The organism is Bacillus sp. FSL K6-4563 (genome assembly GCF_038630405.1).
Taxonomy (GTDB): domain Bacteria; phylum Bacillota; class Bacilli; order Bacillales; family Bacillaceae; genus Bacillus; species Bacillus pumilus.
Genome location: NZ_CP152030.1, coordinates 928,371 through 951,891, shown reverse-complemented (window position 1 = coordinate 951,891; position 23,521 = coordinate 928,371). Strand labels below are relative to the sequence as shown.

At 42.6% G+C, this 23,521-nt stretch carries 18 protein-coding genes, 17 tRNA genes, 3 rRNA genes and 1 pseudogene; 7 read left to right on the top strand and 32 right to left on the bottom strand.

Going from position 1 to position 23,521, the window contains the following annotated elements; genetic code table 11:
• Positions 1–19 precede the first annotated feature (19 nt).
• From MHH54_RS04630 to MHH54_RS04600, 7 genes are all read right to left on the bottom strand, one after another.
• Positions 20–93 (bottom strand) — tRNA-Gly (locus tag MHH54_RS04630).
• A 127-nt stretch (positions 94–220) separates the two neighbouring features.
• Positions 221–877 (bottom strand): hypothetical protein, encoded by a 657-nt coding sequence (locus MHH54_RS04625; protein ID WP_003211065.1) that lies wholly within the window; start codon positions 875–877, stop codon positions 221–223.
• 81 nt (positions 878–958) lie between these two features.
• Positions 959–1,240: a hypothetical protein gene (locus tag MHH54_RS04620; RefSeq protein ID WP_003211021.1), complete on the bottom strand. Its 282-nt coding sequence runs from the start codon at positions 1,238–1,240 to the stop codon at positions 959–961.
• The gene (locus MHH54_RS04615; RefSeq protein ID WP_106029882.1) at positions 1,237–2,142 is read right to left on the bottom strand and encodes a PqqD family protein; all 906 of its coding nucleotides are present in this window, start codon (positions 2,140–2,142) and stop codon (positions 1,237–1,239) included. Before MHH54_RS04615 ends, MHH54_RS04620 begins: the two co-directional genes overlap by 4 nt.
• Positions 2,126–3,592, bottom strand: a complete 1,467-nt coding sequence (locus MHH54_RS04610) for a hypothetical protein (protein WP_340989153.1) — start codon at positions 3,590–3,592, stop codon at positions 2,126–2,128. The genes MHH54_RS04615 and MHH54_RS04610 overlap by 17 nt, the downstream gene beginning before the upstream one ends.
• Positions 3,570–4,316: an ABC transporter ATP-binding protein gene (locus tag MHH54_RS04605; RefSeq protein ID WP_050945447.1), complete on the bottom strand. Its 747-nt coding sequence runs from the start codon at positions 4,314–4,316 to the stop codon at positions 3,570–3,572. The genes MHH54_RS04610 and MHH54_RS04605 overlap by 23 nt, the downstream gene beginning before the upstream one ends.
• Before the next feature lie 115 nt (positions 4,317–4,431).
• Positions 4,432–4,644: a hypothetical protein gene (locus MHH54_RS04600; protein WP_003211695.1), complete on the bottom strand. Its 213-nt coding sequence runs from the start codon at positions 4,642–4,644 to the stop codon at positions 4,432–4,434.
• A 780-nt stretch (positions 4,645–5,424) separates the two neighbouring features.
• Between MHH54_RS04600 and MHH54_RS04595 the strand changes: the two genes are divergently transcribed.
• Positions 5,425–6,720, top strand: a complete 1,296-nt coding sequence (locus MHH54_RS04595) for a homocysteine synthase (protein ID WP_003211883.1) — start codon at positions 5,425–5,427, stop codon at positions 6,718–6,720.
• A gap of 38 nt (positions 6,721–6,758) precedes the next feature.
• Here the strand turns inward: MHH54_RS04595 and lepB are convergent, their stop codons facing one another.
• Together lepB and MHH54_RS04585 are read right to left on the bottom strand one after the other, a co-directional pair.
• Positions 6,759–7,328, bottom strand: a complete 570-nt coding sequence (lepB, locus tag MHH54_RS04590; RefSeq protein WP_003211638.1) for a signal peptidase I — start codon at positions 7,326–7,328, stop codon at positions 6,759–6,761.
• Positions 7,329–7,483: 155 nt separating this feature from the next.
• Entirely contained in the window at positions 7,484–9,424 is a 1,941-nt protein-coding gene (locus MHH54_RS04585) for an LTA synthase family protein (RefSeq protein WP_342500742.1), read from the bottom strand.
• 534 nt (positions 9,425–9,958) lie between these two features.
• On the opposite strand from MHH54_RS04585, the gene MHH54_RS04580 reads away from it, so the two are divergent.
• The 5 genes from MHH54_RS04580 to MHH54_RS04560 all read left to right on the top strand — a co-directional run bounded on the left by MHH54_RS04580 (position 9,959) and on the right by MHH54_RS04560 (position 12,726).
• Complete coding sequence (locus MHH54_RS04580; protein WP_268493711.1) at positions 9,959–10,762, top strand: DUF2262 domain-containing protein; 804 nt, start codon at positions 9,959–9,961, stop codon at positions 10,760–10,762.
• Between the two features lie 18 nt (positions 10,763–10,780).
• Positions 10,781–11,470 carry a DUF1963 domain-containing protein gene (locus MHH54_RS04575; RefSeq protein ID WP_342500741.1) on the top strand — a complete coding sequence of 230 codons (690 nt, stop codon included), beginning with the start codon at positions 10,781–10,783 and terminating at the stop codon, positions 11,468–11,470.
• A 65-nt stretch (positions 11,471–11,535) separates the two neighbouring features.
• A complete protein-coding gene (locus MHH54_RS04570) occupies positions 11,536–11,805 on the top strand; it encodes a hypothetical protein (protein WP_113386887.1) in 270 nt (89 codons plus the stop codon).
• 127 nt (positions 11,806–11,932) lie between these two features.
• Complete coding sequence (locus MHH54_RS04565) at positions 11,933–12,124, top strand: hypothetical protein (protein WP_003212265.1); 192 nt, start codon at positions 11,933–11,935, stop codon at positions 12,122–12,124.
• A 56-nt stretch (positions 12,125–12,180) separates the two neighbouring features.
• Complete coding sequence (locus MHH54_RS04560; RefSeq protein WP_106029877.1) at positions 12,181–12,726, top strand: histidine phosphatase family protein; 546 nt, start codon at positions 12,181–12,183, stop codon at positions 12,724–12,726.
• Positions 12,727–12,756: 30 nt separating this feature from the next.
• On the opposite strand, the gene MHH54_RS04555 is transcribed toward MHH54_RS04560, so the two are convergent.
• From MHH54_RS04555 to MHH54_RS04450, 22 genes and pseudogenes are all read right to left on the bottom strand, one after another.
• Complete coding sequence (locus MHH54_RS04555) at positions 12,757–13,461, bottom strand: hypothetical protein (RefSeq protein ID WP_003211528.1); 705 nt, start codon at positions 13,459–13,461, stop codon at positions 12,757–12,759.
• Between the two features lie 255 nt (positions 13,462–13,716).
• Positions 13,717–14,513 (bottom strand): annotated as a pseudogene (locus tag MHH54_RS04550) (phosphotransferase).
• 325 nt (positions 14,514–14,838) lie between these two features.
• Positions 14,839–14,920 (bottom strand) — tRNA-Leu (locus MHH54_RS04545).
• Between the two features lie 36 nt (positions 14,921–14,956).
• Positions 14,957–15,045 (bottom strand) — tRNA-Leu (locus tag MHH54_RS04540).
• A gap of 13 nt (positions 15,046–15,058) precedes the next feature.
• A tRNA-Cys gene (locus tag MHH54_RS04535) sits at positions 15,059–15,129 on the bottom strand.
• Between the two features lie 5 nt (positions 15,130–15,134).
• A tRNA-Gly gene (locus MHH54_RS04530) sits at positions 15,135–15,209 on the bottom strand.
• 7 nt (positions 15,210–15,216) lie between these two features.
• Positions 15,217–15,288, bottom strand: a tRNA-Gln gene (locus tag MHH54_RS04525).
• 9 nt (positions 15,289–15,297) lie between these two features.
• Positions 15,298–15,373: transfer RNA gene (locus MHH54_RS04520), tRNA-His, on the bottom strand.
• Positions 15,374–15,403: 30 nt separating this feature from the next.
• Positions 15,404–15,477: transfer RNA gene (locus MHH54_RS04515), tRNA-Trp, on the bottom strand.
• A 13-nt stretch (positions 15,478–15,490) separates the two neighbouring features.
• Positions 15,491–15,575, bottom strand: a tRNA-Tyr gene (locus tag MHH54_RS04510).
• 15 nt (positions 15,576–15,590) lie between these two features.
• A tRNA-Thr gene (locus tag MHH54_RS04505) sits at positions 15,591–15,663 on the bottom strand.
• A gap of 6 nt (positions 15,664–15,669) precedes the next feature.
• Positions 15,670–15,745, bottom strand: a tRNA-Phe gene (locus tag MHH54_RS04500).
• 18 nt (positions 15,746–15,763) lie between these two features.
• Positions 15,764–15,840, bottom strand: a tRNA-Asp gene (locus tag MHH54_RS04495).
• 48 nt (positions 15,841–15,888) lie between these two features.
• Positions 15,889–15,965 (bottom strand) — tRNA-Met (locus tag MHH54_RS04490).
• 15 nt (positions 15,966–15,980) lie between these two features.
• A tRNA-Val gene (locus MHH54_RS04485) sits at positions 15,981–16,056 on the bottom strand.
• Between the two features lie 32 nt (positions 16,057–16,088).
• Positions 16,089–16,163, bottom strand: a tRNA-Glu gene (locus tag MHH54_RS04480).
• A gap of 17 nt (positions 16,164–16,180) precedes the next feature.
• Positions 16,181–16,271, bottom strand: a tRNA-Ser gene (locus tag MHH54_RS04475).
• Positions 16,272–16,275: 4 nt separating this feature from the next.
• Positions 16,276–16,350: transfer RNA gene (locus MHH54_RS04470), tRNA-Asn, on the bottom strand.
• 9 nt (positions 16,351–16,359) lie between these two features.
• A 5S ribosomal RNA gene (gene rrf, locus MHH54_RS04465) occupies positions 16,360–16,475 on the bottom strand.
• A gap of 109 nt (positions 16,476–16,584) precedes the next feature.
• Positions 16,585–19,515 (bottom strand): 23S ribosomal RNA (locus MHH54_RS04460).
• A 182-nt stretch (positions 19,516–19,697) separates the two neighbouring features.
• Positions 19,698–21,246: ribosomal RNA gene (locus tag MHH54_RS04455) — 16S ribosomal RNA — on the bottom strand.
• Together the 16S, 23S and 5S rRNA genes with 16 tRNA genes alongside form the textbook arrangement of a ribosomal RNA operon.
• Positions 21,247–21,565: 319 nt before the next feature.
• A complete protein-coding gene (locus tag MHH54_RS04450) occupies positions 21,566–22,444 on the bottom strand; it encodes a nucleotidyltransferase-like protein (RefSeq protein ID WP_003217861.1) in 879 nt (292 codons plus the stop codon).
• 189 nt (positions 22,445–22,633) lie between these two features.
• On the opposite strand from MHH54_RS04450, the gene MHH54_RS04445 reads away from it, so the two are divergent.
• The gene (locus tag MHH54_RS04445) at positions 22,634–22,981 is read left to right on the top strand and encodes a YgzB family protein (protein ID WP_003217804.1); all 348 of its coding nucleotides are present in this window, start codon (positions 22,634–22,636) and stop codon (positions 22,979–22,981) included.
• Between the two features lie 33 nt (positions 22,982–23,014).
• Here the strand turns inward: MHH54_RS04445 and perR are convergent, their stop codons facing one another.
• Positions 23,015–23,452 (bottom strand): peroxide-responsive transcriptional repressor PerR, encoded by a 438-nt coding sequence (perR, locus tag MHH54_RS04440; protein ID WP_003217782.1) that lies wholly within the window; start codon positions 23,450–23,452, stop codon positions 23,015–23,017.
• Positions 23,453–23,521: the final 69 nt, after the last annotated feature.

The window sequence follows — 23,521 nt, the reverse complement described above, 5'->3', positions numbered from 1 at the left end:
ATTAACAAAAATTATGTATTGGAGCGGGTGATGAGAATCGAACTCACGACATCAGCTTGGAAGGCTGAGGTTTTACCACTAAACTACACCCGCATCAATTTTTCAAAAGCAACGTCATCGCGTTGACCTTTATTATGTTACAACTTCCTAAACAATTCGTCAAGAGAATATGAAGATTTTTCGTCAAAAAACTTCATATTCTCCGTATATATTACGATAGTTATTTATCGAGCTGGATGTAAAATAAGTAGGCATGTGACTTATTCTTCAGCGCTTGCTTAGGATTTTTCTCAATCTCTTCAAGCATTGGTGAATTTCCGTCTTTCCCCATTGCCGCTGTATACGCAATCAGTGCCTTTCCTCCAGAAGAGACTTTGACAGTTTCAGATTGTGCAGAAAAAACATAGTCACTTACTTTGAACGGAAAGCTTGCTGTTGCTTTCGTCATTCCCTCGTTCTTGTTGTCTGACCACATACTAAATTGTGATTCATATGTATCTTTCTCATGCCTTAATTGTAAGAGCACATTCATCGTTTGGTCGGTTCCATCCTGATGTAAAGTAAAGGTGGCAGATGACGCTTCCTTATTAGCTAATCGGCCATTTTTATAATGACTCCCGATAAACGTAATACTCTTATCCTTCTTCGTTAATCCTTTTATTGTCAAAGCGACCATTTCATTAGTGGTTGATGCTTCTAGTAAGTTTTTTTCTTTTTTTGTCAGTTTCATTTGTTCGATGGTTACTTGCTTCTTAGTAGCAGACTCCGTGTTTATTGTCGATACCGTCTTCTCGGTTTGCGTGGTTTCTTCAGCCTTCTCACCGCATCCTGCTAATAGAAAAACAGTGAATATAAGAACACTCCATTTTTTTAACATTGAGATCCCCTTTGATGTTTTTTATTTTCTATTATACTAAAATTTGGTTGAACATACAAAAAAAAGATTAGGAGAATTCTCCTAACCTTTCGCTTTTTTCTGCTTCATGGCTGATAAGATAGCCACAATGAGAAAACTCGCGGCAAAAATCACAATCATATAAATAAAAAAGTTTGGCTTGATTTGAAAAGTAAATGCGGATGAACCTTCCATCTCAAAAGCGAGACTGTTAAATAATAAAGCATCATTCGTTTTTGATTGAAATAAATGATAGAATAATATGCCGATTGTCAGCATCGGAAAGCCTAAAAACCCCAGAAAACCACCAACAATAGCACCTTGTTTCATCGCCTGTACGTTCATGATCGTTGTCCTCCCATTCCCCCAAGCAATAGCTGCTTCATAATGGATTTACCATCCCCCATAAATGGAAGAAGATAGAGTAATTGAATAAAATACGTGATTGAAAAAATAAAGAAACCTGTTGAAATTGGATTTTCTTTTAGACATAATACGGTCACAATGATCCCTGCTGCTCCGATCACACCTGGGACAAGCGGCCCAAGCAGGGTAATCCATACCTGCTTTTTCTGAAACGGATCTAATACCGGTCTCACAAATTTCACTGACATCATATCACTTGCAAAAAAACCTTGTGGACCATCCCGTCCCGCAAATTTCCGATGCGTATAGCCATGTGCTGCCTCATGTAAGGCCGTTCCCGTAATTAATCCAAAATAAATAATTGTAAAATAAATCGCAATGGCTGCAATCGACCGGTCAGGAATGAATAAAAAAGCGATTCCTGCCATGACCATAAATAGCATCCAGAAAAAGATGATTTTACGCGTCACCATGAGTAATGCTGTCCCAAAAATATGAAGGAACGAGTGACCAGTGCAATCAAATCGTTCCTTCATTTTCACTTGATACTGCTTGAAAAATTGACAGCAGGCTGTCACAATCCGATATGGTGATTGATAATGAATAGACAGTAAGTGGTGCTGATTCAACCCCATTATCAGTTGATAAAAGTCACGAGAAATCACAGACTCATCGACCTGAAACAAATCGGCGAGCTCTGTGGTAATACTCGCTTCTGTCCTTTTGCCATCTACTTTCGTTAACATATGATAGGCACTTTCATTAATCGGGAGTGTGCTTCCATACTGCGTATCCGTGAGATGCCTCTTTTGTAAGGTCACATACGGCACGAAAGCCGGTACCCGCTCAATCTTTAGCTTATTGTTAAGAAGTTGAATCATGTGAATACCTCCATGAAAAACCTTTGTATATGGCAAAGATGAGCAGACCTTCAAATGCAGCTACAAGCAGCCACTGAAGCGTTTGACTCGACTCCCCTATGACATAGTTTCCAATAAAAACAATCGGAATCATGAGTAAAATAAGTGCTCCAAATGAAAAAATGCCTGTGTAAGGATTGTTCCGATCAAGCGGAAGTAAAATACCTACTACATAAAAGAGCGCAGTGGCATTGCATAAGACAGCGGCCCCAATCAATACGTTCCAAACCTGATCAGGAAGCGTCAGCGTTGTCAGCATGAAGATTGCAATTTGCAGTACACCAACAAACAAAAGCCCGATAAACTTATACAGAGCCACTTCCCACGATCTTAGACCAAATGTTTTGTACATCCCCAGCATTCGTTTATCATTGCCAAATGAATTGAAGGCGGTTAATCCAGCAAGAGCGCAGAGAACAAAAAATGCTTCTTCTTCAAAACGGAATCCAAATTGATAACGGACGAATAAGATCACAATGAGGAGAATGAGAAAGTTTAAAATGTTTTCTTCATTTCGCACCTGTGATTTCATTTCCTTTACAATAAGTGACCATTTTTTTGAAGAAGAGAACGGCAGTTTGTTTAAGAAGGTTAACGCTTTTTTCTCTGCCATAATCGGCATCATCGCAAGGGAAAGAAATGCACCGCTCGCCGATAAAAGGATAAACAGAATCAAAATTGCATAGTTTACCCCTTCAGGAGACATCCCTTGAGCCGCTAAGAAAAACGGTGCTGTAAAATACATCAAATGATAATCAAACTGTATATATGATTGCTGAATTTGACTGATATCAAAATGCGTCATTCCATACGCTACAACCAGTGCTAATAAAACAAAGATCGCTGCAAATTTTTGCAACGGTAATTTTAATTTCAGAATGACCAAATACGTCATATTATAAATGAGTTGCAAAAGCATTAAGACAAAAAGCGATTGCAAAATCACCATCAAAAAGAACGTAAAGATAAAGAAAATACCTATTCCCTGGGCAATAAAATTAGGTAAAAGCAGAATACCGATAAAAAATAAAACAAGTCCTGCCACTACTGTCACCATCGGAATAAAGTAACCAAGGCTTTTCTGAAAGGTAGAAAGCGGGAACCAGCTGAGCTGCATAGAAAAACGGTCTTGCTCAGGCGTTCTGACCTTGATCAAAATGAATAACAGGCTAGTAAAGATGGATGCATTGATCGCCATTGACACAACGAGTAATCCTAGTGAGCGCTCATCGCCATTTAAGAAAGCCTTCATAAAGACACCCGTAAAACTGTATCCGATGATGGCGCCCATTGTGACGGCAAATAAAAAGAATAAGATCACAATGATCCGCTTCGTCTGAGTATCAAAGAGCTTATACATCTCCTGCTGCCACATTTTAAGCATCATTCTAGAAATGATTAATGATTTCATCAAAATGTGCACCCCTATCACTTAACATTGAAGCTTTCAGAAACACCTGTTCCAATGTGCTTGATTGATACTTCTCTTTTAAGGCTGAGACCGTTCCTTCATCCATTTTATTTCCCTTAGAAATAATGGCGATTTTGTGGCACAGCTCTTCCGCTGAAAGCATATCATGCGTTGAAAGCAAGATCGCACCATGGTGCTCGGCATAACGCTTCATCAGTTTCTTTGTGTTTATAACCGCTTCAATATCAAGTCCTCTAAAGGGCTCATCCATGATCACCAATTGACTATCAAGCATAAAGGCGGCAATCAGCTGTGTCTTTTTTTTCATACCATGTGAATAGGTTTCAATCGGTCTTGATAAAGCCGAGTCCATATCAAACAGTTCAATTAGTTGATTTCTTCTATGAATTGTTTTACATTCATACATAGAAGAAACAAAATCTAAATATTCAGCCCCAGTCAATGCTTCAGGGAGCAGCAGATCATCTGGAACATAGGCTACTTGTTTTTTAAAGGATGGTTCGTCATTTGTGACATCCTGCAACAGAATCGTTCCTTCTGTATGCTTAATGATGCCGAGTATACAGTTAATCATCGTTGTTTTACCAGAACCATTCGGTCCAGCAACAGCAACGATTTGATGAGGGTCGATTTTTAAATGAAAATCATTGACAGCAGTCACGTTATTTTTATACGTCTTGGTTAATTTCTCGATCGTAAACATATAACCTCCAAGTGTCTGCATATTCTTTAAAAACAGATCAGGCTAAACCGCCCGCCACAGACGGTTTAGCCTTGGTGTCATTTCATAGAAGTAAAAAGATGAATCCTAAGTATAGCTACTTACATTCAATTTGGACTTTTAAGCCACTTTCCCACTGAACGGCTCCTGTAAAGCTACCCTTGCCGTTTGCTAAACACCAAACTGCTGCTCCTAGAACAACTGTTGCCCCCAATCCAAGAAGGACAGCAACAAATACTAAGAACCAAGCTTGGTCCATAATAGCAGGTTCCATAGTGGAATAGTCAACTTGCGGCGCTGCATAAGTCATACTTTTCACCTCCCAGCTTATGATGATCGTATCATAGGCTCTACTCTCCAAACATCAACAGAAGATCCCATTTTTGACCGAACGTACTTTCGGATAAAATGTGACTTTTTATTCAATTCTTCACTTTTAAGTGCAAGACCCCTATCTTATTAGCTAGATTTTTCCACTCCTTAAGAACCACAAAACCCATATAATGGCAATTAAACCATCTTTTTTCTTCTTTTTTTGAAATAGTCCATTTTTATCAATCCCTTTATATATTATTTCTTTTTTGTGAAATAGAAAGAATTCCCCCGATATATCAGATAAAAAGGTCCTAATTATATGTCGTTAACACACCATTTATGAAATATTTACTGATAATTCCGATAAAAGAGTGAGTCTATTTCCCTTCTTCTCTTGTCACTTAAAATATGTATATACAAGAAAGTCCATTGGGAAAAAAGCCCTTTCTTTTCTTGAGTAACATCCAACATATGATTCGCTTCTTTTTATGAAAAAACAACTTACAGCATAGACATTCCCATGATTTCACTAGTTGGCAATGATTGATTGCTTTCAAAAAAACTGATCCGTACTCTCTAATGCAACAATCCCTCTTTTCATCCAGCGTATCCACACCCTTCCTCATTGAAATTAAAAAAGCCCATCAACTTTATTTATTATTTTTTCAGATTTATCTAAAAAAATGATTGACCAAGCTCGAAACAAGATTTATAGTCTTATTAAATATTTCTTATCAAAGTAGTTGGTTTTATCTAACAAAAGGAGGATACACACATGTCAGAAGAACGTCCATTCCGTTTAGAAACAAAAGCCATTCACGCAGGTCAGGAGCTTGATTCAGCAACCTATTCAAGAGCCGTGCCTATTTACCAAACAAGCTCTTTCGGTTTTAGAGATAGTGAGCATGCGGCGAATTTATTCGGACTGCAGGAACCCGGAAATATTTATTCTCGCATTATGAACCCCACAAATGACGTCTTTGAAAAACGGATCGCCGAGCTTGAGGGCGGCATTGGTGCACTTGCTGTCTCTTCTGGACAAGCAGCGACCACTTATTCTATTTTAAATATTGCAGGAGCTGGTGACGAAATTGTATCCTCCAGCAGCCTTTATGGAGGCACCTACAATCTGTTTGCTCATACGCTTAAAAAGCTCGGCATTACAGTGAAATTTGTCGATTCATCCAACCTTGAAGAACTCGAAGCAGCGATTACAGACAAAACGAAGGCAGTGTATGCAGAGAGTATTGGGAATCCTAAAGGCGACATTCTACATATTGAAGCCATCTCAGCCATTGCACACAAGCACCACATTCCGCTTATTGTGGACAATACGCTCGCAAGCCCATATTTATTAAGACCGATTGAGTTTGGCGCAGACATTGTCGTCCATTCCGCTACAAAATTCATTGGCGGTCATGGTACATCAATTGGCGGTGTCATTGTCGATAGCGGCAAGTTTCCTTGGGCCGACAGTGATAAGTTCAAAGGGCTGACTGAACCAGATCCAAGTTATCACGGCCTGACGTATACCGAAGCAATTGGAGAAGCGGCTTATATCACAAAAGCACGTGTGCAGCTCTTACGGGATTTAGGAGCAGCCTTGTCACCTTTCAACTCATTTTTACTTCTGCAAGGCCTAGAAACTTTGCATCTGCGTCTCGAGCGACATAGTGAAAATGCGTTAAAAACAGCGCAATTCTTACAAGATCACCCTCTTGTAGATTGGGTAAGCTACCCAGGTCTTGAAAGCCATGAATCTTATGAGCTTGCTCAAACCTATTTACCAAAAGGACAAGGCGCCATTCTCACATTCGGTATTAAAGGTGGACGAGAAGCAGGTAAAAAGCTTATTGATTCAGTTAAACTTTTCTCACATCTCGCAAATGTGGGCGATTCTAAATCATTGATCATTCATCCTGCCAGCACAACGCATCAGCAATTAAGTGAAGCAGAACAAAAAGCGACAGGCGTCACACCAGAGCTTATTCGTTTATCTGTTGGAACAGAAGCGATTGAAGACATAATTGCAGATCTTGAACAGGCGATCAAAAAAAGCCAGGCTGAATGAATTAGAAAAAAGCACACCTCTGTGTGCTTTTTTATGTTTCATTCATTATTGAGTAGTCGAACGTCTTGGAAAGGATAAAACACAAATGATGTCGTTCCTTGAATATCACTCTTTGTAAAAAGACCTAAGCCATTACGACTGTCCATTGAGTTTTGACGATTGTCACCCATGACAAAATACTTGCCTTTTGGAACGGTAAGAGGACCAAAATCAGGTGTCAGCAAGATGCCATCTGCGGCTGCTTTCTTTTTGTTTGACGCTAAGTAAGGCTCTGCCACCTTTTGACCATTGACATACAGCTGGTCATTTTTCATTTCAATTTTATCACCAGGTAAACCAATCAACCGCTTAACATAATGAGTACTGCGGTCTTCCCCATCAAGAACTATGATCTGTCCCCGTTTGTAATCGCCGAAATAATCAACCGTTTTATTCACAAAAACCCGCTCTGTATTATGCAATGTTGGATCCATAGAGGTCCCTTTTACAATATACGGTGCGAATAAAAAGTTACGAATGATAAAAACGGCAATGAATGCGATTAAGATCGCTTTGAGCCAGCCCCATACTTCTGATTTCTTTTTTTGTGTTTTTGTATTTGTTGTCATAAGCTCCTCCTGAAATCCCCTAGGACGAAATGAGTTTCGCTAGCTGCACGCCAGCATCACGCTTGTATCACCCTAAATATAAACATAATTTGCCAACAAATCAAGCGATGAGAGAGAAAAAGGCAAGCACCCTTCTGTGCTTGCCCAAAACTCAGTTACTTAGCAGAAGAATCCTCTTCTTTTTCTTTTGATTTACCATAGAAATAATCAGATGGATTCACTGGTTTAAAATCAGACAGCTTATGGAATCGAAGAAGATCCCTATAAAGCACTTTATCTGAAAGGCTTAACTGATTATCGACACGGGCTTTAATCGCCTCTGTTTTTTTATTTTGTTTCACAACTTTACCTGTTTTTGTATCATAGACAGTGTTATCTACAAGTGTATATTTTGGTGTCACATAGTTTCCGTTACGGAATGCAACAGTTTGATCATGTTTCTTAGAGAATAGATCTGTTCCAAAATTCACATACTCATTTGAATCAATACCTTGTAAGTGAAGAAGCGTAGGCATCACGTCTACTTCACCACCATACGTATGGTTCACGCCGCCCTGTTTGCCAGGAATACGAATCATGAGTGGTACACGCTGGTTCTGTGCATTTTGATAAGGTGTAATTTCTTTCCCTTGAATTTCACTCATTGCACGGTTATGGTTTTCAGAAATACCATTATGATCACCATATAATAAAATGACAGAGTCTTTATACATACCTGATTTTTTCAAGTCTTTAAAGAATTGCTCTAATGACTCATCTAGATATCTTGCTGTTTGGAAGTAGTTATCTACTGTTTTGTCACCAGTTGTTGCCTTAGCAATCGTCGCATCTTTTTCATCTAAATTAAATGGATAGTGATTAGTCAATGTCATTAAATGTGCATAAAATGGTTTTTTCATTGATTCTAGCATCGGGATTGATTCTTTAAAGAATGGTTTATCCTTCAGACCCATATTCACAAGATTTTCTTCATCCATGTTGTAATGTGAAGCATCGAAGAATTGATCATATCCCATATGCTTATAAATCGTGTCACGGTTCCAGAAAGATTTGTAATCCCCGTGAAGCACTGCGCTCGTATAGCCTGCTTTTTGATCTAGGATGGCAGGGAGTGATTGGTACGTATTTTCACCTTTTGTCACAAACGCTGCTCCCTCTGGCAAGCCGAACATACTATTATCCATCATTAGCTCAGCATCAGCTGTCTTTCCTTGACCTGTCTGATGGAAGAAGTTATCGAAATACGTAAAGTCCTCTTTCCCATGAGCCAGCTTGTTTAAAAACGGTGTCACTTCTTCTCCATTTAGTTTGTAGTCAATTAAGAAAGACTGGAAGCTTTCTAAATGGATTTTAATAATGTTTTTCCCTTTAGCTTTACCGAAATACTCTGCGTTTGGCTTTGCATAGTGAGAAGCTGTATAGTTTACAACATCCGTTAAATCTTCACTGCTCGCATTTGCTACCTGTGTTGCATTTTGTGCTGATTGTACTCCATCATAAATCGTATAATTATAAACACCTAAATATTTGACAACATACTTGTGATCAAATGTTCTTGTTAATAATTCTGGACGGTCCTTTTCAGCTAAATGAAGGTTTACAAAGAACAGTCCTACACCTGCAGCCACAATCAACAGTGCAAATGTCTTTTTCATTTGGAATTTCTTCACTTCTGGTCTCCAAATCACAATCGCAATCAAGATAATAATATCAAGGAAATACAAAAGGTCATGCGGCTTAATACTAGATAACACACCGCCAGTCATACCTCCTCCAAGATTGCCTGCTTGCTTCATTGTGGAGAAAGTCAAAAAGTCATCAAAGAAACGGTAGTACGCTACATTCGCATATAAAAGTGCGGTCATAATAAAGTCAATCACAATTAATACTATGGCAGATTTACGACCCTTCAAAAAGAGAGCCAGTCCCAAAAACACAATGGCTGAACTAAATGGATTTAATAAGAGAAGACCCTCTTGAAAAGAACCTTTCACTCCTAAATTAAAGTCCATTTTGTAGGCTGCATACGATTTCGCCCAAAATAAAAGGACAGCCAATACAAAAAAGCTATATTTGTTCGCAAATATTTTTTTCATAAAACCTCTTCTTTCTTATTATCGTTCTGATATAAATGAAATCATAAAAAATTTACATTGATTTTGCAAATGTAAATCTTCTTCACCAAGCATTCCCGATGCTCTGTTTCCGCCGGATATGTGTGCTCCGTTAATATAACGTATGAGAAGCATCATAGGTTTCAAAAAAAATACGAGTAAATAAAAGGAAAAATATCCATTTACATTTCATTTACACACACTTTGCAATTCAATAGATGAAGAAGGGTTTGTAAATCACTCAGTACTACTTTACTTTTTTCATCTATTCGTGTCAAAGTAATTATAAAGAAAAGGAAAAATCACCTAGGCTTTTCGACTCATTTACCAAAATATATACAAAATTCGATACATAACATATTCGTATTTATTGTGACTCAACCTCCAATCATCCATGTATTTTCTCTCCTTCTGACAATCTAAAAAAGTTTTAAGCAAAAAAAGCTTGATTTCTCCTCCTGATGTGCGGTGTGATAAAGATATAGATTTTCAACAAATCAGGCTGGAGGACATCACATGAAACATAACAAACAAATTAACGCATTTGAAGAACGATTTTCAGAAGAAATAGATCACATCATTGCTGTCACAGGACCTTCAGGAGTAGGTGCAGGAAAAGCCGGACAGGAAGCTCTTTGGACCGCTTCTATTCCACTGATTGCATGGAAGGAAAAAGACTTCGTTACAACAGAAAACATAAGACTCTGCTGGTTAACAGATGAAGAGGGATTAAGGGAAAAGCAGGCACAATTATATAAAGAATCAATCGTGACACTTCAGGTCCGAAAAGGTGAAGGTGAGTTCATGCTTGTATCACTCATCGATACAGATACACAGGATGAAGAGCTGCAAGAGATACTAGAAGAAGCCCAAAAACCTGTCTTTTATCATGATGACCTGCTGGGCACCTTTGAATTAGTGAAAGGACTAGACTTATTTGAAACAACGATCCAGTGGAGTAATCAAGAATGCCTGCTCTACTTCAACCTCGAAGAAGATGAAAAAGTAAACGACTCTCTTCGAACCGCTAGACAACTCATGAAAGAGGAGACCACATGGGATGCTTCTATTAAATCATTTGCAGCAAATCAGCTGCTTGAATTAGCTAAAGACTGGCAGGAGCAAGATGACTCCTCTGAAACACAAGAAGAGCTCACACTGGATCAATTTATGAGCCGCATCTCACTTGAAAGTCTGCATGCTTACCCAGATGGAGAGTTTGAAGTCTACTGCCATGACGGTGATTTATTTTGGGGACATGTCATCATTGTCTCAGGCAATATCAATGGCACGTTTCAAGATGCCCACATTGCAGGCTAAAGATTGGCGGGATAAGTAATGGAGATCAAGGCTTTTCATGAATTAAAGCAAATTGGAAAAACACCCGTCGTGGCTAAGATTGGCGGCTTTCGTCCTGATCCAACAGCACACAGCTGGTTTGCCGGTCATTTCTTCATCCACCCCGATCAAGGCTGGCCCGCAGACCAAGATGGCGTCATGATTCCGATCTTACAAATTTATTTACCTGAAGTGCCAGGAGGATTGAACGAATTCAATGAATGTAAAATGATTCAAATCTTTCTCAACCAGAAAGCACTTCCGATGGATATCACAAAAAACGGAGAAGGCTGGAAGCTCATTGAATATGTAGATATGGAAGGATTAGAAGTAGTTGAAACTCCTGAAGAAGTGAGAGGACTCAAACCCTTTCAAATCCAATGGAAGGAAAGTGAGCAAGAAGACTACCCTTGCTGGGAAGAAGCGTGGTCATACGTCGATTTATCAGAAGTAAATGAAAGTGATGAAGCGACAGAACACTTCTTTGATCAATACACCAATTATTCGTTCACAAAAATCGGTGGATATGGGGCGTATATTCAATCTCCACCCCATCAACAACAAGGCGAATTCATGCTGCAAATCGCCTCAGAAGAAAAACCTCGGTTCATGATTGGTGATAATGGCACGATGTATTTCTATTACGACAAAGACACAAAAGAATGGTTTATGCATTGGGATTGTTTTTAAAGTTTTATTGAATGAAACCTTTCCTCCTTCTAAGCGTAGGAAATAATATGGAAGGAGGAACCAACATGGGATTCATTTTCGATATCTTTTCACTTGCTGTATATATCCCTTTTCTACAGGTAGATGAAGAGGATATCTCTAGAAACGCAGCCCATCTCAAAAAACATAGCTGGTTTCATGAGTTATTAAATGATCCAGCTTACAGGCATCTCATCATTTATCATCCAGATGTCCGCCAAGTCATTGGCAGATGTAACACAGATAAACTTCATCAGAAGCGATACAACTTAAAATGCGAACGTAAAGTGCTGAAAGCATTACGTCGTGCCAAGTAAATGGACAAAAGGGCCTTGCTTTCCTATGGCTCTTTTCATTGTTCTCTAAGAAAACATTTGACGCCTGGACAACTCTCCCCGTATATTATGTATAAATCCATCTTTTTCATAGAAAAGGGGGCTTTACATGCGCTTGTTTAAGTACTGGAGAAAAAAGCAGCCTAAACAACAGATCATCTCAGAAATGAAAGAAGACAGCATCCCAATCAACTTCTCCACACTTCCCTTTGGTACAGACACAGTAGATGATTTTTTGTTCAACTTAGACCTCACCTCGAAGCTCACAGATCCCTATAAAGAAACAGATCCGAACAAATGAACCTATCCTCATCCAATCCTGGATGATTTTTTTATACTCGATGAAAGGTGTGTCACATGAAAACATATTATATCGTCAGACATTGCCAAGCCAATGGACAATCCGAGGATGCGTATTTAACGCCACAAGGCATCGCACAATCTCACGCACTAGCACAGTTCTTTTCCGGCATTCACCTCAATAAGATCATCTCAAGTCCCTATAAGCGAGCGATCCAAACCATTGAGCCTCTTGCTCATGCAAAACAACTCGAGGTACAAATTGATCAGCGTCTCTCTGAACGTGTGTTAAGCAGCAAACCAATGGACGATTGGTATGAGAAACTAAAGCTCAGTTTTACGGACTTGCATATGACCTGTGAAGGCGGAGAATCGAGCCAAGAAGCGATGAATCGTATTGTAGAGGCACTCTATGAACAAATAAAATTAGGAAAAAATCATACTCTATTCGTCACACATGGCAATCTTATGAGCCTGCTTCTTAAACATGCCGATCCCACGATTGGATTCAAAGAGTGGGAGAAGCTAAGCAATCCAGATGTCTATGTCCTGAAATATTTCACACCAGATCATATAGAAATAGAGCGTATATGGCATAACTAAACGGCAGAATGAATTCTGCCGTTTCCTCATCTATTGTTGATAATAAAAAGCCTCTACCCACTCATACGGCTTCTTACGCTCCGCACACCATTTCATGAAGCCTCTTGTCTCCGTTTGCTGAAATTTCTTCCAGTCCGATAAAAGCTGATCATAATAGGCTGCTTGTTTTTCAACATTGGTACGAATCCTTTTATCTTCGATCAGCATCATGACATCTTCAATGCCTTGAATTCGCTCTTGATCTTTCTCATAGGTGCTTAAATAAAGATCTTCATGTATATGATGAAACGAATACCACAAAGCCGATAAATAGGTTTCGCAAATTTGTACAATGACACGCTGCTCCTTGCTACCTCCAAGCTCTAGTGCCTTCAATAAATAGGGCAGCCCTTCTCCCTGATGCACAAACAAGCCCTGCCAGCGATACGGTCTCACATCCATAGGATCAACCTTCTCCCACTCTTGCAGAACAGGCTGAATCACCCCAATGATCAATGGATACACAAGCAAATGATGACCATCCTCAAACCGTTCAATCTTTTCAAACAGCCAAGCAACAAATGAACGCCGTGCTGCAAATTCGTTCTCCTTCATTTCTTCAACAAAAAACCGAAGAACCTTTAACGCATCTTTACGCAGACCCTGTTCTTTCTTCACACAGTACTGTCTAAAAAGCGGAAAATCATGGGATCCCTCGTCTTCAATGATGGTCTGTAATATCGTCTTCATTTGCAAGTTAACAACTCCACCTTTTTACATTCTTTCTATTTCTCATTTATCTTTGAATCGTAAATCTGATTCCTTAACACTGATTCACCCATTCTAAATAACGCCTTTGAATCACTTTTTTGATTTTATCGTAGTTCTCCCAACTATCTTTAACATAATATACGCCTTCAGCTTCTGGGATTGTCTCCTCCTTATTTAAGCGTGATAAGAGTGGTATAAACACCTAATTGGTCTTTCGCTTTTAGAAGGCCCTTGGCATCCTCAAATCCATTCTTTTCGGTGTTCATGAATGAATTGAATGTCTTTTTGATAATGTTCAAGGTGCCCCTCATGAATCATTTTTTGAAAAGCTATATCACCTTCACTCGCTTTTCGTTTCATGTACTGACATAACCCTTTTAAACGCAGCAGCACCATATCCACATAATCTTCTGCTATTTTCTCCCCATAAGATTCAAAAAACAGTTTCACTCTATGCTTTATCTGGTCTGCATGTTCTGATGAATGGTAGTTCACGATCTCTCCTGTTTCGGTGCGAAAAAACCTACTGAGAGGTACACAAGTATACAGAGTATATGCGATATCCCACAGCCTTGGACCAGGAGCAGCTACATCAAAATCAATGATTCCTACTGGTTTTTCATTATTGAAAATGATATTGTACATAGCAAAATCATTATGGCACACAACCTCTCTATGTTGTTAGGCGTATTGTCCATTCGTTCCCAATCGTCTGAAATGGGAAAATCACGAACAGCATCATGATACAGTCTAAGCATTCTCGCTATTTCTTTTAAGGCATGGTGAGAGCACATGTATTCTTTTAAGGGATCATGACCGGCTACGCCTTCAATGAAGGACAATATCTCTCTACCTTTTTCATCAACCCCTAAAAACTTTGGAGCATGGGAGAAATTCTTTTTTTCTAAATGCTTTAGCAGCTTTTGGATATTGATATTGTCTGACTTTACTTCTCGACGAACCGTATCTCCAGAACGATATACGTTCGAGATATTGCCACCTGTCAATAACTCTTCATGATCATTTTGTTTTTTCATAAATTCTCCCCTCAAATTGGGTCACAATGATGATGTTAGCTAAAGATGTGTATGTACCCACAAATATTCATTTAGTTACACAAAAGTATTTCACTGTTTTATGTGAATGCGCTACCCCATTTTGTTTCCTTACATGGTTAAATGTATCTTATCAAATGTTGCAAATCATCTAAAGATTATTCTGCTAAAAGAAGTACATGCTCATTATTTTCTAATAGGTTTCTATTTTTATCTAAATAACTCATTTAAACCACAAAAAAACGTTTCACCACAAGGGTGAAACGTTAGGTTGACGGTAAAAACCGATCATGAAATTATTAATAGATACCGGTGGCCGGGGTCGAACCGGCACTCCGTGAGGAACACGATTTTGAGTCGTGCGCGTCTGCCAATTCCGCCACACCGGCATGATCATTAAAGAGCGCAACTTATGATAAAAAACATGGTGCCGAGGGCCGGACTTGAACCGGCACGGTAGTCACCTACCGCAGGATTTTAAGTCCTGTGTGTCTGCCAATTCCACCACCCCGGCAGTCTTTTCAAAAAGGCGACACCCGGATTTGAACCGGGGATAAAGGTTTTGCAGACCTCTGCCTTACCACTTGGCTATGCCGCCATTATTGGAGCGGAAGACGGGATTCGAACCCGCGACCCCCACCTTGGCAAGGTGGTGTTCTACCACTGAACTACTTCCGCGAATCAACTGGGCTAGCTGGATTCGAACCAACGCATGACGGAGTCAAAGTCCGTTGCCTTACCGCTTGGCTATAGCCCAATAATAAAATGGGGCGATTGATGGGAATCGAACCCACGAGTGCCAGAGCCACAATCTGGTGCGTTAACCACTTCGCCACAACCGCCATAGATGTTATGAATCATATTAAGAAAATTGGCAGGGGCAGTAGGAATCGAACCCACACCGGAGGTTTTGGAGACCTCTGTTCTACCTTTAAACTATGCCCCTATGAAAATAAAAATGGTGGAGGGGGGCGGATTCGAACCGCCGAACCCGGAGGGAGCGGATTTACAGTCCGCCGCGTTTAGCCACTTCGCTACCCCTCCACATTTGAAAAACAGTGCCGGCAAGAGGACTTGAACCCCCAACCTACTGATTACAAGTCAGTTGCTCTACCAATTGAGCTACACCGGCAAATAGTGGTGGCTCGGGACGGAATCGAACCGCCGACACACGGATTTTCAGTCCGTTGCTCTACCAACTGAGCTACCGAGCCAAGTATTTATTTTAAAAATGGCGGTCCGGACGGGACTCGAACCCGCGACCTCCTGCGTGACAGGCAGGCATTCTAACCAACTGAACTACCGGACCATTTTGGTTACACTCAATGAGCACTCCCCATTGGTGTATAAAATAATTTGGTTGCGGGGGCAGGATTTGAACCTGCGACCTTCGGGTTATGAGCCCGACGAGCTACCGAACTGCTCCACCCCGCGATGATATAAAAGATATGGTGGAGGATGACGGGCTCGAACCGCCGACCCTCTGCTTGTAAGGCAGATGCTCTCCCAGCTGAGCTAATCCTCCGAATAAAAAACACTGGTGTATATTCTATAAAATGGTGACCCGTACGGGATTCGAACCCGTGTTACCGCCGTGAAAGGGCGGTGTCTTAACCGCTTGACCAACGGGCCCTTTATTATGTAAATTGTGGCGGAGAGCAAGGGATTCGAACCCTTGAGACGGGGTTACCGCCTACACGATTTCCAATCGTGCTCCTTCGGCCACTCGGACAGCTCTCCAAATTGGCTCCGCAGGTAGGATTCGAACCTACGACCGATCGGTTAACAGCCGATAGCTCTACCACTGAGCTACTGCGGAATGAAGAAAGCCTGGCGATGTCCTACTCTCACAGGGGGAGACCCCCAACTACCATCGGCGCTGAAGAGCTTAACTTCCGTGTTCGGTATGGGAACGGGTGTGACCTCTTCGCCATCATCACCAGACAATTTAGTGACAAAAGATATTATACTATGTATTGAAAATAAATCAAGAGATATTTAAAAAATGTTCTCTCAAAACTAGATAACAATGTTCAAGCTTCACATTAGAATATAGGTTAAGTCCTCGATCTATTAGTATCTGTCAGCTCCACGTGTCACCACGCTTCCACCTCAGACCTATCAACCTGATCATCTTTCAGGGATCTTACTTCCTTGCGGAATGGGAAATCTCATCTTGAGGGGGGCTTCATGCTTAGATGCTTTCAGCACTTATCCCGTCCGCACATAGCTACCCAGCGATGCCCTTGGCAGAACAACTGGTACACCAGCGGTGCGTCCATCCCGGTCCTCTCGTACTAAGGACAGCTCCTCTCAAATTTCCTGCGCCCGCGACGGATAGGGACCGAACTGTCTCACGACGTTCTGAACCCAGCTCGCGTACCGCTTTAATGGGCGAACAGCCCAACCCTTGGGACCGACTACAGCCCCAGGATGCGATGAGCCGACATCGAGGTGCCAAACCTCCCCGTCGATGTGGACTCTTGGGGGAGATAAGCCTGTTATCCCCGGGGTAGCTTTTATCCGTTGAGCGATGGCCCTTCCATGCGGAACCACCGGATCACTAAGCCCGACTTTCGTCCCTGCTCGACTTGTAGGTCTCGCAGTCAAGCTCCCTTGTGCCTTTACACTCTGCGAATGATTTCCAACCATTCTGAGGGAACCTTTGGGCGCCTCCGTTACATTTTAGGAGGCGACCGCCCCAGTCAAACTGCCCACCTGACACTGTCTCCCTGCCCGATAAGGGCAGCGGGTTAGAAGGTCAATACAGCCAGGGTAGTATCCCACCGATGCCTCCACCGAAGCTAGCGCTCCGGTTTCCAAGGCTCCTACCTATCCTGTACAAGCTGTACCAACATTCAATATCAGGCTGCAGTAAAGCTCCACGGGGTCTTTCCGTCCTGTCGCGGGTAACCTGCATCTTCACAGGTACTATAATTTCACCGAGTCTCTCGTTGAGACAGTGCCCAGATCGTTGCGCCTTTCGTGCGGGTCGGAACTTACCCGACAAGGAATTTCGCTACCTTAGGACCGTTATAGTTACGGCCGCCGTTTACTGGGGCTTCAATTCGCACCTTCGCTTACGCTAAGCGCTCCTCTTAACCTTCCAGCACCGGGCAGGCGTCAGCCCCTATACTTCGCCTTACGGCTTCGCAGAGACCTGTGTTTTTGCTAAACAGTCGCCTGGGCCTATTCACTGCGGCTTCTCGGGGCTTTAACACCCTAAGAAGCACCCCTTCTCCCGAAGTTACGGGGTCATTTTGCCGAGTTCCTTAACGAGAGTTCTCTCGATCACCTTAGGATTCTCTCCTCGCCTACCTGTGTCGGTTTGCGGTACGGGCACCTCTCACCTCGCTAGAGGCTTTTCTTGGCAGTGTGGAATCAGGAACTTCGCTACTAAATTTCGCTCGCCATCACAGCTCAGCCTTCACGGGAAACGGATTTGCCTATTTCCCAGCCTAACTGCTTGGACGCGGATATCCAATACCGCGCTTACCCTATCCTCCTGCGTCCCCCCATTGCTCAAATGGTGAGGAGGTGGTACAGGAATATCAACCTGTTGTCCATCGCCTACGCCTTTCGGCCTCGGCTTAGGTCCCGACTAACCCTGAGCGGACGAGCCTTCCTCAGGAAACCTTAGGCATTCGGTGGACGGGATTCTCACCCGTCTTTCGCTACTCATACCGGCATTCTCACTTCTAAGCGCTCCACCAGTCCTTCCGGTCTGACTTCACAGCACTTAGAACGCTCTCCTACCACTGTTCGTAAGAACAGTCCGCAGCTTCGGTGATACGTTTAGCCCCGGTACATTTTCGGCGCAGAGTCACTCGACCAGTGAGCTATTACGCACTCTTTAAATGGTGGCTGCTTCTAAGCCAACATCCTGGTTGTCTAAGCAACTCCACATCCTTTTCCACTTAACGTATACTTTGGGACCTTAGCTGGCGGTCTGGGCTGTTTCCCTTTCGACTACGGATCTTATCACTCGCAGTCTGACTCCCAAGGATAAGTCATCGGCATTCGGAGTTTGACTGAATTCGGTAACCCGGTAGGGGCCCCTAGTCCAATCAGTGCTCTACCTCCGAGACTCTTACCTTGAGGCTAGCCCTAAAGCTATTTCGGAGAGAACCAGCTATCTCCAGGTTCGATTGGCATTTCACCCCTACCCACACCTCATCCCCGCACTTTTCAACGTGCGTGGGTTCGGGCCTCCATTCAGTGTTACCTGAACTTCACCCTGGACATGGGTAGATCACCTGGTTTCGGGTCTACGACCACGTACTCATGCGCCCTATTCAGACTCGCTTTCGCTGCGGCTCCGCATCTTCTGCTTAACCTTGCACGGGATCGTAACTCGCCGGTTCATTCTACAAAAGGCACGCCATCACCCTTTAACGGGCTCTGACTACTTGTAGGCACACGGTTTCAGGATCTATTTCACTCCCCTTCCGGGGTGCTTTTCACCTTTCCCTCACGGTACTGGTTCACTATCGGTCACTAGGGAGTATTTAGCCTTGGGAGATGGTCCTCCCGGATTCCGACGGAATTTCACGTGTTCCGCCGTACTCAGGATCCACTCTGGAGAGAACAACATTTCAGTTACAGGGCTGTTACCTTCTTTGGCGGGCCTTTCCAGACCTCTTCGCTTATATCGTTCCTTTGTAACTCCGTATAGAGTGTCCTACAACCCCAAGAGGCAAGCCTCTTGGTTTGGGCTGTTCCCGTTTCGCTCGCCGCTACTCAGGGAATCGCATTTGCTTTCTCTTCCTCCGGGTACTTAGATGTTTCAGTTCCCCGGGTATGCCTTCTCATACTCTATGTATTCAAGTATGGATACTACTCCATTACGAGCAGTGGGTTTCCCCATTCGGAAATCTCCGGATCAAAGCTTGCTTACAGCTCCCCGAAGCATATCGGTGTTCGTCCCGTCCTTCATCGGCTCCTAGTGCCAAGGCATCCACCGTGCGCCCTTTCTAACTTAACCATTTCTTACTTTAGAAAGAATCACTATGTGTGATGAACTTTGCATTGCATTCAATGTGAATGTATTACTTATTGTTATCTAGTTTTCAAAGAACAATCCTGTCTCGCTAGAGACATGTCTTGAAGGAATGATCCTTCAAAACTAAACAAGACGAAAACGTACACTGCTCCATATATCCTTAGAAAGGAGGTGATCCAGCCGCACCTTCCGATACGGCTACCTTGTTACGACTTCACCCCAATCATCTGCCCCACCTTCGGCGGCTGGCTCCATAAAGGTTACCTCACCGACTTCGGGTGTTGCAAACTCTCGTGGTGTGACGGGCGGTGTGTACAAGGCCCGGGAACGTATTCACCGCGGCATGCTGATCCGCGATTACTAGCGATTCCAGCTTCACGCAGTCGAGTTGCAGACTGCGATCCGAACTGAGAACAGATTTATGGGATTGGCTAAACCTTGCGGTCTCGCAGCCCTTTGTTCTGTCCATTGTAGCACGTGTGTAGCCCAGGTCATAAGGGGCATGATGATTTGACGTCATCCCCACCTTCCTCCGGTTTGTCACCGGCAGTCACCTTAGAGTGCCCAACTAAATGCTGGCAACTAAGATCAAGGGTTGCGCTCGTTGCGGGACTTAACCCAACATCTCACGACACGAGCTGACGACAACCATGCACCACCTGTCACTCTGTCCCCGAAGGGAAAGCCCTATCTCTAGGGTTGTCAGAGGATGTCAAGACCTGGTAAGGTTCTTCGCGTTGCTTCGAATTAAACCACATGCTCCACCGCTTGTGCGGGCCCCCGTCAATTCCTTTGAGTTTCAGTCTTGCGACCGTACTCCCCAGGCGGAGTGCTTAATGCGTTAGCTGCAGCACTAAGGGGCGGAAACCCCCTAACACTTAGCACTCATCGTTTACGGCGTGGACTACCAGGGTATCTAATCCTGTTCGCTCCCCACGCTTTCGCTCCTCAGCGTCAGTTACAGACCAGAGAGTCGCCTTCGCCACTGGTGTTCCTCCACATCTCTACGCATTTCACCGCTACACGTGGAATTCCACTCTCCTCTTCTGCACTCAAGTTTCCCAGTTTCCAATGACCCTCCCCGGTTGAGCCGGGGGCTTTCACATCAGACTTAAGAAACCGCCTGCGAGCCCTTTACGCCCAATAATTCCGGACAACGCTTGCCACCTACGTATTACCGCGGCTGCTGGCACGTAGTTAGCCGTGGCTTTCTGGTTAGGTACCGTCAAGGTGCGAGCAGTTACTCTCGCACTTGTTCTTCCCTAACAACAGAGCTTTACGATCCGAAAACCTTCATCACTCACGCGGCGTTGCTCCGTCAGACTTTCGTCCATTGCGGAAGATTCCCTACTGCTGCCTCCCGTAGGAGTCTGGGCCGTGTCTCAGTCCCAGTGTGGCCGATCACCCTCTCAGGTCGGCTACGCATCGTCGCCTTGGTGAGCCATTACCCCACCAACTAGCTAATGCGCCGCGGGTCCATCTGTAAGTGACAGCCGAAACCGTCTTTCATCCTTGAACCATGCGGTTCAAGGAACTATCCGGTATTAGCTCCGGTTTCCCGGAGTTATCCCAGTCTTACAGGCAGGTTACCCACGTGTTACTCACCCGTCCGCCGCTAACATCCGGGAGCAAGCTCCCTTCTGTTCGCTCGACTTGCATGTATTAGGCACGCCGCCAGCGTTCGTCCTGAGCCAGGATCAAACTCTCCGAGGTATGCAGGATGCATATCACACATGCATTGCTACACGATGTAGCGAACTTAGCATGTGATCATTTCCTGCCTCGTCAGCGTTTGACTGACTACCTATGATATAACATAGGATTTTTTTTATAAAAACTTGAATTAACAGGTACGTTTTGTCTTGTTTAGTTTTCAAAGATCATCTTCGTCGTCTCTCAGAGGCGACTTTCTCAATATAACATTTCGACGCTGTGTGCGTCAAGTGTTTTTTAGAATTTCTTTTTGTCAGCTTTTCTTCCAAAGCAACTTGTTTGCTCGTTAGCGACGTATAATAATATACCATCATAATATTCAGGCGTCAATATCTTTTTTCACAAAATATCCTCGATGATAGATTTTTTGCCCTTTTGTCTCAATCGGCTCCACCTGAACAATTCCTTTTTCCACAAAGAAATCAATCATGACGCTAAGGTCAGGCGTGAAATACTTGAGGTCAGGATGCGCGAGAAGCTCTCCAAAAAGCCATATATCTTGCTGTTCCATGACATGACGCAAATGAGCGGCGCCAATTTCTGCTTTTGAATGGATCAAAAAGTCATTTGCTAAAAATAAAAGTTCCAAACGTTTATGAAGGCTTTCGTGGCTTTCAATGAGTTCTGAATAAAGTTTATATACTTCCGGTTCCATATGACGCACCTGATTCCAAACTGTCACTTCTGGGTGGAAACCTTTATCGATCACTTCAATACGTGCCAAATGATGCAGAGCATGCACAATTGAATTATATGCATCAAGGAATTGATTTGACTCAAAAAATGCTTTTCCTTCTATATATCTGCGAATAAGCTTGCCGTATTCTAAACCGATTTTAAGTTTGCGGTTTGAAAATGGGAATGTACTCAGGTCATCAATTAAGTTGAAAATATATTCATTTCGATCAAATAGGACTTTCCCATTCAAAATCCAATCAATGATTCGGCGGTTTGTGCCAAGGGTAATCCATTCCTTCAACTGCTCATCTGTGACAACATTTAAAGAAGCTGTTTGGTGATCGGATTCATAGTGCTTGATAAATAACGGCTCTTCCGCTTCTTTTACAATGACTAGAAGTGCTGCATCAAAGTTATCCGTCTCAGAAGATACTTTGTGTCTTCTTTCTACTATAATCACAGCCAATGTGTCTGGGTGACTTGCTCTCTCTTGATAAATAGGACGGAGAAGATTTTCCATAGTGATTCCTCCAATACTCGGGTGTAAAGTTCTTCTCTAATGCTATGTATTTCTCCTCATAGAATCAAAATTCCTTCAATTCAAGAAAAAAGATCATTGAATTATTATAAGCAATTTATTCACAAAACTCTATAACTAATTCAAACAGAAAGGTAAAATGTGCTATATTGGAGACAAGGGGGGCTAGGGATGGCGAAATACTCCAGTAAGATTAATAAAATCAGAACATTTGCACTTAGTTTGGTTTTTGTTGGCTTTCTGATCATGTATATCGGTGTGTTCTTCAAGGAATCGATTTGGCTGTCGACTTTCTTTATGCTGCTCGGCGTCTTATCGATCGGATTGAGTACAGTGGTTTACTTTTGGATCGGTATGCTTTCTACGAAGGCAGTCCGTGTCGTATGTCCAGGCTGTGAGAAGGAAACAAAAGTGCTTGGGCGGGTGGACATGTGCATGCATTGCAGAGAGCCGCTTACACTCGATCCAGCATTAGAAGGCAAAGAGTTTGATGAATCCTACAATCGAAAAAAGTCATAAAAAAGCTGACCATTTAACCGGTCAGCTTTTTCATTAATGATTTTCTTTTTTCGCACATTCTTGACAAGTCCCATAGATCTCCAAGCGATGATGACTGACTGTAAAGCCCGTCACATGGGATGCAAGCTGTTCAACTTCATCAAGGCCAGGATAATGAAAGTCCACTATTTTTCCGCAGTTTTCACAAATCGCATGGTAATGGTCAGATGTCGCAAAATCAAATCGGCTTGAGGAATCACCGTACGTTAATTCCTTTACTAATCCAGATTCCCGGAAGACTCGTAAATTGTTGTAAACCGTTGCGACACTCATATTTGGAAATTTCCCTTCAAGTGCTTTATATATATCGTCCGCGGTTGGGTGAGTCATAGAATTTACGAGAAACTCCAAGATGGCATGGCGCTGCGGAGTAATTCGAACACCGGTTTCTTTTAAAGCATCTAAAGCGTCTTTTAGTTCGTGAGCAGCCATTTCATCATGCACCTCTCTTCAAAAATATTCTTATATTGTAATCTTTATAAATAGTGTACCCCCAGAGCC